Genomic DNA, 9,522 nt, shown 5'->3' on the forward strand with positions numbered 1-9,522 from the left:
ATGCCCTTCTTCGTTCAACTCGCGCATCATTTTCTTCCCGAGACGATTCTCGCCGTCGGCGTGATGGTTCTCATCCTGATTGGCGCCTGGCGCGGCGAGCGCGGTTTCGGCCTCGTCGACGAAATGGCGGTCGGCATTCTTGGTCTCGCGCTGGTCACGATCGCGCTGTCGAGCACGCCCGGCGCCAGCGTCTTCGACGGCGCCTATGTCGACGATGGCTTTTCGCGCTTCATGAAGGCGCTGACCCTCATCGGCGCGATCGTGTCGATCTTGCTGTCCGTCGACTGGCTGCAGCGCAACGGGCTCGAAAAATTCGAATATCCGGTGCTGATCATTCTCTCGACGCTCGGCATGTTGCTGCTGATTTCGGCGGACAATCTCATCGCGCTCTATCTCGGCCTTGAGCTGATGTCGCTGGCGCTCTACGTCATGGCCGCCTTTGCGCGCGACGACGGCAAATCGTCGGAGGCGGGCCTCAAATATTTCGTGCTCGGCGCGCTCTCTTCCGGCATGATGCTGTATGGCGCGTCGTTACTCTATGGTTTCGCCGGAACGATCTCTTTCTCCGGCATCGCCGCGGTCGTTTCGACCTCGGCGCCGATCGGCGTGATCTTCGGGCTGGTTTTCGTTCTGGCCGCGCTGGCCTTCAAAATGTCGGCGGCGCCGTTCCACATGTGGACGCCCGACGTTTATCAGGGCGCGCCGACGCCGGTGACCGCCTTTTTCGCGTCAGCCGCCAAAATGGCGGCGGTGGCGATCACCCTGCGCCTCGTCTTCACCGCCTTCCCGAGCGCGAAGGATCAGTGGCGCCAGATCGTCGTCTTCATCTCCATCGCGTCGATGCTGCTCGGCTCTTTCGCGGCGATCGGCCAGGAGAACATCAAACGGCTGATGGCCTATTCCTCGATCGGCCATATGGGCTTCGCGCTGATTGGCCTCGCCGCCGCCGATGAGGCGGGCGTGCGCGGCGTCGCGATCTATCTGACGATCTATCTCATCATGACTCTCGGGACTTTCGCCGCCATTCTCGCGATGCGCGTCCAGGGCAGATATGTGGAGAATGTCGCCGATCTCGCCGGCCTGTCGCGCACCAACGGCTGGATGGCTTTCTTCCTGGCGATGTTGATGTTCTCGCTTGCCGGCGTTCCGCCGCTTGCGGGCTTTTTCGCCAAATATTACGTGCTCCTCGCCGCGGTCGACGCCGGCCTCTTCAGCCTTGCGGTGATCGGCGTTCTGGCAAGCGCGGTCGCGGCTTACTATTATCTGCGCGTCGTCAAGGTGATGTATTTCGACGAGCCGGCGCCGGCCTTCGATCGCGCGCCGATGGCGGTTCGCGCCGTGCTCGCGGTCTCGACGCTGGCGCTGCTTGGATTTTGGGTCTATCCCACGCCGGTCATGGATGCGGCGGCGGCGGCGGCCAAATCGCTCTTCTAGGGAGGAAGTTCGCGCGTGGAGTTGGGATCATTGGCGCGTGCCTGCGGCGTGCGCCTCCTCGCGCTGGAGAGCGTCGACTCGACCAATGACGAAGCGCGCCGCCTGATCGAGATGGGGGAACGCGGGCCTCTATGGGTCGTCGCTGCGCGACAAACCGGCGGCCGTGGTCGTCTCGGACGCCAATGGATTTCGCCGCCGGGCAATCTTCATGCGAGCCTTATCCTCCGCGATTTCGCCGAGGCCGCGGTCGCGCCGCAGCTCGGCTTTGTGGCGGGCGTCGCGGCGCTCTCCGCCTTGCGCGCGGCGACAGGGGGAGCCGGCCGCTTCGCGCTGAAATGGCCGAATGATCTGCTGCTCGACGGCGCCAAGCTCGGCGGAATTTTGCTCGAGAACGTCAGCGCGCCGACCGGCGACGCGCGTGCGCCGGTCGCCGCAGTCGCGATCATCGGCATCGGCGTCAATTGCGCTGAGGCGCCGCTTGATCTGCCCTTTGAAGCGCGCACGCTGGCGTCAATCGGGCCGAGCGCGCCTGACTCCGCCACGCTCTTCGCTCGTCTTTCCGATGCGTTCGTCGAAACGCTCGATCTCTGGCGCGGCGGCGACGGTTTCGCCCTTATTCGCGACGCTTGGCTCAAGGACGCCGCCTATCTCGGCGCTCATATTCGTGTCGAGCTTCCACGCGAAACCGTCGAGGGGCGCTTCGAGACGATCGACGCGATCGGCCGGCTGGTGCTGACGACGCACAACGGCGCGCGAGCAGTCGAGGCGGGGGATGTGTCGCTCGGGCCCCGGCAGACCGCGGCGGGAGGCGTCGCATGACGACGCCCGAAACCGACCTCGTCTTCCTGCCGCTTGGCGGCTTGGGCGAAATCGGCATGAACATGGCGCTCTATGGCTTCGGCCCGCCGAAAGCGCGCAAATGGCTGATGGTCGATTGCGGCCTCGGCTTTCCCGGGCCGGAGGCGCCGGGCGTCGACCTTGTCTTTCCCGATATCGCCTTCGTCGAGAAGATCGCGCGCGATCTTGTCGGAATTTGCATCACACATGCGCATGAGGACCATATCGGCGGGCTCGCGACCTTGTGGCCGCGGCTCAAATGCAAGGTCTTCGCCACGCCCTTTGCGGCGGGCCTCCTGGAAGTGCGAAGACTGAACGAGCCTGGCGCGCCAAAGATCGACATCTCCCTGACGCATGCCGGCGCAAAGCTCGATCTCGATCCGTTCGAGGTCGAATATGTCGCCGTCGCGCATTCGATTCCGGAAGCCAACGCGCTCGCGATCCGCACGCCGCTCGGCCTGCTGGTTCATACCGGCGACTGGAAGATCGATCCGCAGCCCGGCGTTGGAACGCGCATCGACGAGGCGCGGCTACGCGCGCTCGGCGATGAGGGCGTCGCCGCACTCATCTGCGACTCGACCAACATTCTGCGCGAGGGCGACAGTTTCTCGGAAGCCGACGTCGCGCGCACGCTGCGCACGCTGATCGCCGAAGCGCCGGGCCGCGTGCTGGTGACGACATTCGCCTCCAATGTCGCGCGGCTGCGCGGCATCGCCGAAGCCGCGCAGGCCTGCGGACGCACGGTCGTCGTCGCCGGGCGGGCGATGGACCGTTCCATTCAGGTGGCGCGCGACTGCGGCTATCTCGACGGCTTGCCCGGATTTCACGCGCCGGAATTGTTGCAGACTTTGCCGCGCGACAAGACGGTGGTCATCGCCACCGGCAGCCAGGGCGAGGTCCGCGCCGCCATGGCGCGGGCGGCGATGAACGATCATCCGGCGATCAAGCTCGTCGCTGGAGACAGGGTGATCTTCTCGTCGCGCGTCATTCCGGGAAATGCGCGAGACGTTTTTCGCATCATCAACAATCTTTGCGATCTCGGCGTCGAGGTCATCACCGACCACGACCACCTCGTGCATTGCTCAGGCCACCCGCGCCGCGGCGAAGTGGCGCAAATGTACGAATGGATCAGGCCGCAGATCGCCGTGCCCGCCCATGGCGAGGCGCATCATCTGACCGAACATGCGGTTTTTGCGAAAGCGCATGGCGCGTCGCAGGTCGTCTCGGCGCGCAATGGCGACATCGTGCGGCTAGCGCCCGGCGCGCCGGGCGTGATCGGCGAGGCGCCGCATGGGCGTCTCATGAAGGACGGCGACGTCGTTCTTACCGAAGATGACGGCGCCGTGCGTGACCGCGTGCGGCTCTCTTTCGCCGGAGTCATCTCCATCGCGCTCGCCGTCGATCGCAAGGGCGAACTCGTCGGCGATCCCGATGTCGTCTTCGCCGGCGTGCCGAAGCGCGGCAAATTCGGCGAGGAGATGGGTGAAGTGATCGACGAGGCGCTGTTCGCGGCGTTCGAGGGGCTGTCGCGCCCGCGACGCCGCGACGCCGACGCCGTTTCAACGGCGATCGAGCGCGCGGTGCGCGGCGCCGTCTCATCCGTCTGGGGCAAGAAGCCCACGGTTCACGTCATGGTCGTCGCGACGTAGCGCGCGACCTGGCCGATCGCCTTAGAAGGCGTAAAACTTCTGCGTCTTGCCGTCGGTCGTCGTGATCGTGAATCCGCTGACGTAAAGGCAGTCATGCGCGCCAGGCAGCTTGAACTTTTCGTCCTTCTTCATGACCTTGCCGTAAACCTTGGAGTCGGCCGGCGCGGCGCATTCGCCGCCGTCGATTGACACCGCTTTGACCGCGACCTTGTCCTTCTTGACCTTGCATTCGACTTCGCCGTCGAACTTCTTATTGCAGTCGAACGCCTCATCTCCCGCCCAGGCGATCGTGGGCGAAAAAAGCAGCGCAGTGAGAAGCAGAAATTTTTTCATGAGTCGCTCCCTCTCTTGCCGGACAGTCGCGCCTCGCGTCGCGCGCGCGAAGTCGTTGCTGCGCCTTTCCAGCCGGCAGATCGGTGTTTTCCATCACAGAAACACAAAAAATTTGTGACAGAATCGTCGCTTTCGCTTTAAGAAAGGCGTCCAGGCTGTTGATTCTCAAAGCGCCGTGCGAGAACCCGCCATGAGCCGCAAACCCGCCTATTACGAATTCTTCGCCGGCGGCGGCATGGCCCGCGGCGGGCTTGGAGAGAGCTGGCGCTGCCTCTTCGCCAATGATTTCGACCGCAAGAAAGCCGAAAGCTACCGGGCAAACTGGGGCGGTGATGAGCTTCACGTTGGCGACGTACGAGAGTTATCCACAGCGCGATTGCCGGGCCGCGCCGATCTCGTCTGGGCGTCCTTCCCCTGTCAGGATCTCTCTCTCGCCGGCGCCGGCGCCGGATTGAAGGGCGAAAGGTCCGGGACGTTCTGGCCCTTCTGGGATCTGATGAAGGCGCTGCGCCAGGAGGGGCGTGCGCCGGCGCTCATCGTTCTCGAAAATGTCTGCGGCGCGCTGACCTCGCATGGCGGCAGGGATTTTACCAAAATCTGCGAGGCGCTGGCGAAAGAGCGCTACAGGTTTGGCGCGCTGGTCATCGACGCGGCGCTGTTCGTTCCGCAATCGCGCCCGCGACTGTTCATCATCGCCGCGCGCGAAGATGTGGCGGTTCCCTCGTCGCTCGCCATCCGTCATTGCGAGGAGCGCAGCGACGAAGCAATCCATAAATCGTCCCACGGCCCCGGATCGCTTCGCTTCGCTCGCAATGACCGGACGTTCCACACACGCGCGCTTGTCGCTGCGCACGACTGTCTGCCGCGAGCGCTCCGCGGCAATTGGTTATGGTGGAATTTGCCGGCGCCGCCGCCGCGCAATAACTCGCTGATAGACGTCATCCAAGACGCGCCGCACGATGTCGAGTGGCACAAGCCTCGCGAGACAAACGCCCTGATTGCCATGATGAGCGACGTCAATCTCGCGAAAATCGTCGAGGCGAAGCGCGCCGGGCGCAAGATGGCGGGAACGCTCTATCGCCGCACGCGCTATCAGAACGGCGCAAAAATCCAGCGCGCCGAAGCGCGCTTCGATAATGTCGCCGGTTGCCTGCGCACGCCGGCCGGCGGCTCGAGTCGGCAATATGTGCTGATGGTCGATAAGGGCAAAGTTCGCTCGCGGCTGATGTCGGCGCGCGAGACCGCGCGGCTGATGGGACTGCCCGAAGACTATGTTTTGCCTCGGAATTACAATGAAGCCTACCATCTAACAGGGGATGGCGTCGTCGTTCCGGTCGTGCGGCATATTGCGGCGCATCTGCTGGAGTCGTTGATCGGCGCAATGCCGCTTCGCAGCGCGGCATGATGCGATTGTCATTCCCGACAGGCCGAAGGCCTGATCGGGAATCGAGATAAGTGCGGGCGGCGACTCGTGGATTCCCGATCGCCCGCAAGCGGGCGTCGGGAATGACATCACGCGAGCAAAAGCGAAAAATACGACACGTCGGGGAGGATCCCGCCCAGCGCTCCGCCATCATGCGTGCGGTGAAAGGGCGCGATACAGCGCCTGAAATCGCCGTGCGGGCGATGTTGAGAACGTTCGCGCCGGGCTATCGGCTGCACCGCAAGGACGTTCCCGGCAATCCCGACATCGCCTTCATCGGCCGCAAGCTCACAATCTTCGTTCATGGCTGCTTTTGGCACGGGCATGAATGCGCGCGCGGCGCGCGCATGCCGAAAGCGAACGCCGATTATTGGCGCAACAAGATCGCCAGGAATGTCGCGCGCGACGCCGCGCATCGCGAAAAACTCGCAGCACAGGGCTGGCGCGCGCTCACGATCTGGGAATGCGAATTGAAAGATGCGGCGGCGACGGAGAAGAGGCTGCGCGCTTTTTTGAAGTAGAGGGCGTTTCTCCTTCTCCCGCTTGCGGGAGAAGGTGTCGCGCGAAGCGCGACGGATGAGGGCTTTTATGCTCCCCCCTCACCCGACCCGGCTTCGCCGGGCCACCCTCTCCCGCGAGCGGGAGAGGGGAACTCTGGCTTCTTCAATCCTTGGCGCGCTCGACATAGGCGCCGTCTTCGGTCTGGATCACCACGCGCGTGCCCGGCTGAATATGCGGCGGGACCATGACCCGCGCGCCATTTGCGAGCTTGGCCGGCTTATAAGATGAGGAAGCGGTCTGGCCTTTCATCGCCGGCTCTGTCTCGACGATCTCCAGCGTCACGCGCGGCGGCAGTTGAATGCCAACGGCGACGCCGTTGAACATCGACAGGATGCAGACCATGCCCTCCTGCAGCCACTGCGCCTGATCGCCGATCACATCGGTGGGCACGATGATCTGCTCATAGCTCGCCTGGTTCATGAAGTGATAGCCGTCACCGTCATTGTAGAGATAGCTGAAATCCTGGTCTTCGACGAAGGCGCGCTCGACCTGTTCGGTCGTTTTGTAGCGGTCCGAAGTTTTGACGCCGTCTGAGAGGCGGCGCATGTCGATCTGCGTCGTCGGCGTGCCTTTGCCCGGGAAGAAACTCTCGGCGGTCAGGACGACATAAAGCTGCCCGTCATCTCTCTCGATGATATTGCCTTTGCGAATTGAACTGGCGATGACTTTCACGTCGGTATCCCTTATGGCCGGCCTGGTTTATGAACGGCGGTAAGACCATATTTCGGGCGCGCCGGCAATCCGGGGCGCGGTCCCGCGGGAGAGCTTATGACGCGCGCGCCGCCCTGGTGGGCAAAGGACGCCTATGCCGGCCGCAGGCCTTTTCTCAAGGTGCGCGCGGCGATTGCCGCGGCAGTGCGGCGCTTCCTGTCCGCGGAGGGTTTCGCCGAGGTCGAGACGGCGGCGCTTCAGCTTTCGGGCGGCAATGAGACGCATCTCTCCGCCTTCGCCACCGAGCTGATCGGCGCCTCGGGCGAGCGCAGCCGGCTCTACCTCCACACCTCGCCGGAATTCTCCTGCAAGAAGCTGCTGGCGGCCGGCGAAGAGCGGATTTTCACGCTCGCCCACGTCTTCCGCAATCGCGAGCGCTCGGCCCTGCACCATCCGGAATTCACCCTGCTGGAATGGTATCGGGCGGGGGAGCCGACGCTGCGGCTGATGGAGGATTGCGCCGGACTGCTGGCGAGCGCCGCCCGGGCGGCCGGCGCGAGCGATTTCAGCTGGCGGGAGCGCGTCTGCGATCCGTTCGGGGAGCCGGAGATCATCAGCGTCTGCGACGCCTTCGCGACTCACGCCAGCATCGATCTCGAAGCGTTGCTGAACGACCGCGACGGGCTCGCGCGCGCCGCGGCGCGCGACGGCATAAGGGTCGTCGACGACGACAGCTGGTCGGATCTGTTCAGCAAGATCATGGCCGAAAAGATCGAGCCTATGCTCGGCCGCGAGCGGCCGACGATCCTGACGGATTATCCGATAAGCGAGGCGGCGCTCGCACGCGCCAACGCCGACGATCCGCGCTTCGCCGATCGCTTCGAACTCTATGTTTGCGGCGTGGAGCTCGCCAATGGCTTCGCCGAACTGCCTGACGCGGCGGAGCAGCGCCGGCGCTTCGAGACGCAGATGCAGGAGAAGCGCCGCATCTATGGCGAGACCTATCCGATCGATGAGGATTTTCTGGCGGCGCTCGCTGAAATGCCGCAGGCCTGCGGCGTCGCGCTCGGCTTCGACCGGTTGGTGATGCTCGCGACCGGGGCCGAGCGCATCGAGCAGGTGCTGTGGACGCCAGTGGCCGAGTCCGGCACGGCGCTCTAGTTTCTCATTCGAATAAACGACGCGATGCTGGCGCGTACGTCCTACGCTGGCAGGGACGTCCATATTTGGCGCCATTTGACGGCGAACGCGAGCGATACACGCTCGCACGCCGCACATGATTTCATGGAGGGCGCAATGGGCCTTAAATTATTGCTGAAATCTATCGTGGCGATCGCCCTGACGATCGCGACCGCCGCCTCGGCGCAACAGAGCCAATCGCCCGCAGCGCCGCCCGTCGAGCCCCTCGCAACCTTCGACGACAAGCTTGTGAAAATTGGCGAGCAGGCGCCTGGGTTTGGGGGCATGTATTTCGACGATAAGGGGGTGCTGCAGGTCTACATGAAAAACGCCGTCGAACTGCGCGGCGCGGAGGCGATGAAAGCCGCGCGGTCGCAGGTCACGTCGGCGATCGCCAGCGTGCTCGGCGCGGAGTTCCTGACGCAAAACGCCGCTGCCAAAGGCCGCGCTCAAGAACCGAACATCATCAAAGGCGACTACGACGTCGTCGAACTCGCCAAATGGAAGAAAAGCTTCAGCCCGGCGCTTGACGGCCAGGAGATCGTCTTCGTCGATCTCGACGAACGCCGCAATCGCGTGACCATCGGCGTCGTCGGCGATCCGTCGCGCCAAAGATTTGAAGCCCTGGCGAAATCGCTCGGCGTTCCGTTTGAAGCGCTGATCATCGAAGAGACGCAGCCGATCCGCTTTCACGCCTCGTTGCGCGACAAGAGCCGGCCGGTTCCCGGCGGCGTCCAGATCGAAATCGACACCGGCGTTTTCGCCTACAAGCTCTGCACGCTGGGATTCAACGTCGTGCGCAATGGCCGCGACGGCTTCGTCACCAATTCTCATTGCACCAAGAACCGCGGCGTCAGCAATGACGACGATTTCCATCAGCCGAACGATCCGCTGTTTTCCGGCAATAAGATCGGCGACGAGGACAGAGACCCGCCATATTTCACCGGCGGCGTATGCCCCTCGGGAAGGAAATGCCGCTTCAGCGACAGCGCCTATGCCGACTACCGAATCGACCGCGGGCGTTTCGAAATCGCCCGAACGACCAACAATGTCGGTTCGCTGACGATCAATGGCTTTCCGAGCGTCTTCCGGATCGTCAGCGAGACGCCGGACTCCGTGGTGGGGATGCGGCTCAACAAGGTCGGGCGAACGACAGGCTGGGCCTTCGGCGACGTGCGCGCGACCTGCATCGACGTCAATGTCGCGGACACGGACATCAGACTGCTGTGCCAGAGCCGCGTCGGCCGGGTGAGCGGGACGAATAAGCTGACGGACAATGGCGACAGCGGCTCGCCGGTTTTCTCCATTCTGCCGACCGCCAGCCAGGCGAGCCTGCACGGCATTCTCTGGGGCGGACCCGACGATGGCAGCTCCTTCGTCTTCAGCCCGATGAGCCTGATCGAGCAGGAGCTTGGACCGCTGACCACCTTCACGGCGCAGCAGCCTCCGCCGCCC

8 protein-coding genes and 1 pseudogene are annotated in these 9,522 nt (G+C 63.9%); 7 read left to right on the forward strand and 2 right to left on the reverse strand.

The genetic code is table 11. The annotated features are described in order from the left end of the window. Genes nuoN through QZ964_RS16305 form a run of 3 tightly spaced genes read left to right on the forward strand, consistent with a single transcriptional unit; the run spans position 1 to position 3,920 of the window. Entirely contained in the window at positions 1–1,434 is a 1,434-nt protein-coding gene (gene nuoN, locus QZ964_RS16295; protein WP_292532778.1) for an NADH-quinone oxidoreductase subunit NuoN, read from the forward strand. A 30-nt stretch (positions 1,435–1,464) separates the two neighbouring features. Then, entirely contained in the window at positions 1,465–2,253 is a 789-nt protein-coding gene (locus QZ964_RS16300; protein ID WP_292532780.1) for a biotin--[acetyl-CoA-carboxylase] ligase, read from the forward strand. Then, entirely contained in the window at positions 2,250–3,920 is a 1,671-nt protein-coding gene (locus QZ964_RS16305) for a ribonuclease J (protein ID WP_292532782.1), read from the forward strand. The genes QZ964_RS16300 and QZ964_RS16305 overlap by 4 nt, the downstream gene beginning before the upstream one ends. A gap of 21 nt (positions 3,921–3,941) precedes the next feature. On the opposite strand, the gene QZ964_RS16310 is transcribed toward QZ964_RS16305, so the two are convergent. Then, the gene (locus tag QZ964_RS16310) at positions 3,942–4,253 is read right to left on the reverse strand and encodes a hypothetical protein (RefSeq protein WP_292532784.1); all 312 of its coding nucleotides are present in this window, start codon (positions 4,251–4,253) and stop codon (positions 3,942–3,944) included. Positions 4,254–4,443: 190 nt separating this feature from the next. Between QZ964_RS16310 and QZ964_RS16315 the strand changes: the two genes are divergently transcribed. Together QZ964_RS16315 and QZ964_RS16320 are read left to right on the forward strand one after the other, a co-directional pair. Then, positions 4,444–5,658 carry a DNA cytosine methyltransferase gene (locus QZ964_RS16315; protein WP_292532785.1) on the forward strand — a complete coding sequence of 405 codons (1,215 nt, stop codon included), beginning with the start codon at positions 4,444–4,446 and terminating at the stop codon, positions 5,656–5,658. A 101-nt stretch (positions 5,659–5,759) separates the two neighbouring features. Continuing rightward, positions 5,760–6,197 carry a very short patch repair endonuclease gene (locus QZ964_RS16320; RefSeq protein WP_292532787.1) on the forward strand — a complete coding sequence of 146 codons (438 nt, stop codon included), beginning with the start codon at positions 5,760–5,762 and terminating at the stop codon, positions 6,195–6,197. A 142-nt stretch (positions 6,198–6,339) separates the two neighbouring features. Here the strand turns inward: QZ964_RS16320 and efp are convergent, their stop codons facing one another. Next, a complete protein-coding gene (gene efp / locus QZ964_RS16325; protein ID WP_292532789.1) occupies positions 6,340–6,909 on the reverse strand; it encodes an elongation factor P in 570 nt (189 codons plus the stop codon). 96 nt (positions 6,910–7,005) lie between these two features. Between efp and epmA the strand changes: the two genes are divergently transcribed. Together epmA and QZ964_RS16335 are read left to right on the forward strand one after the other, a co-directional pair. Further along, positions 7,006–8,049 carry an EF-P lysine aminoacylase EpmA gene (gene epmA, locus QZ964_RS16330; RefSeq protein ID WP_292532790.1) on the forward strand — a complete coding sequence of 348 codons (1,044 nt, stop codon included), beginning with the start codon at positions 7,006–7,008 and terminating at the stop codon, positions 8,047–8,049. A gap of 135 nt (positions 8,050–8,184) precedes the next feature. Next, positions 8,185–9,522, forward strand: a pseudogene (locus QZ964_RS16335) (hypothetical protein); the annotation flags it as partial.

It is taken from the genome of Methylocystis sp. (genome assembly GCF_021731785.1).
Classification (GTDB): Bacteria; Pseudomonadota; Alphaproteobacteria; order Rhizobiales; family Beijerinckiaceae; genus Methylocystis.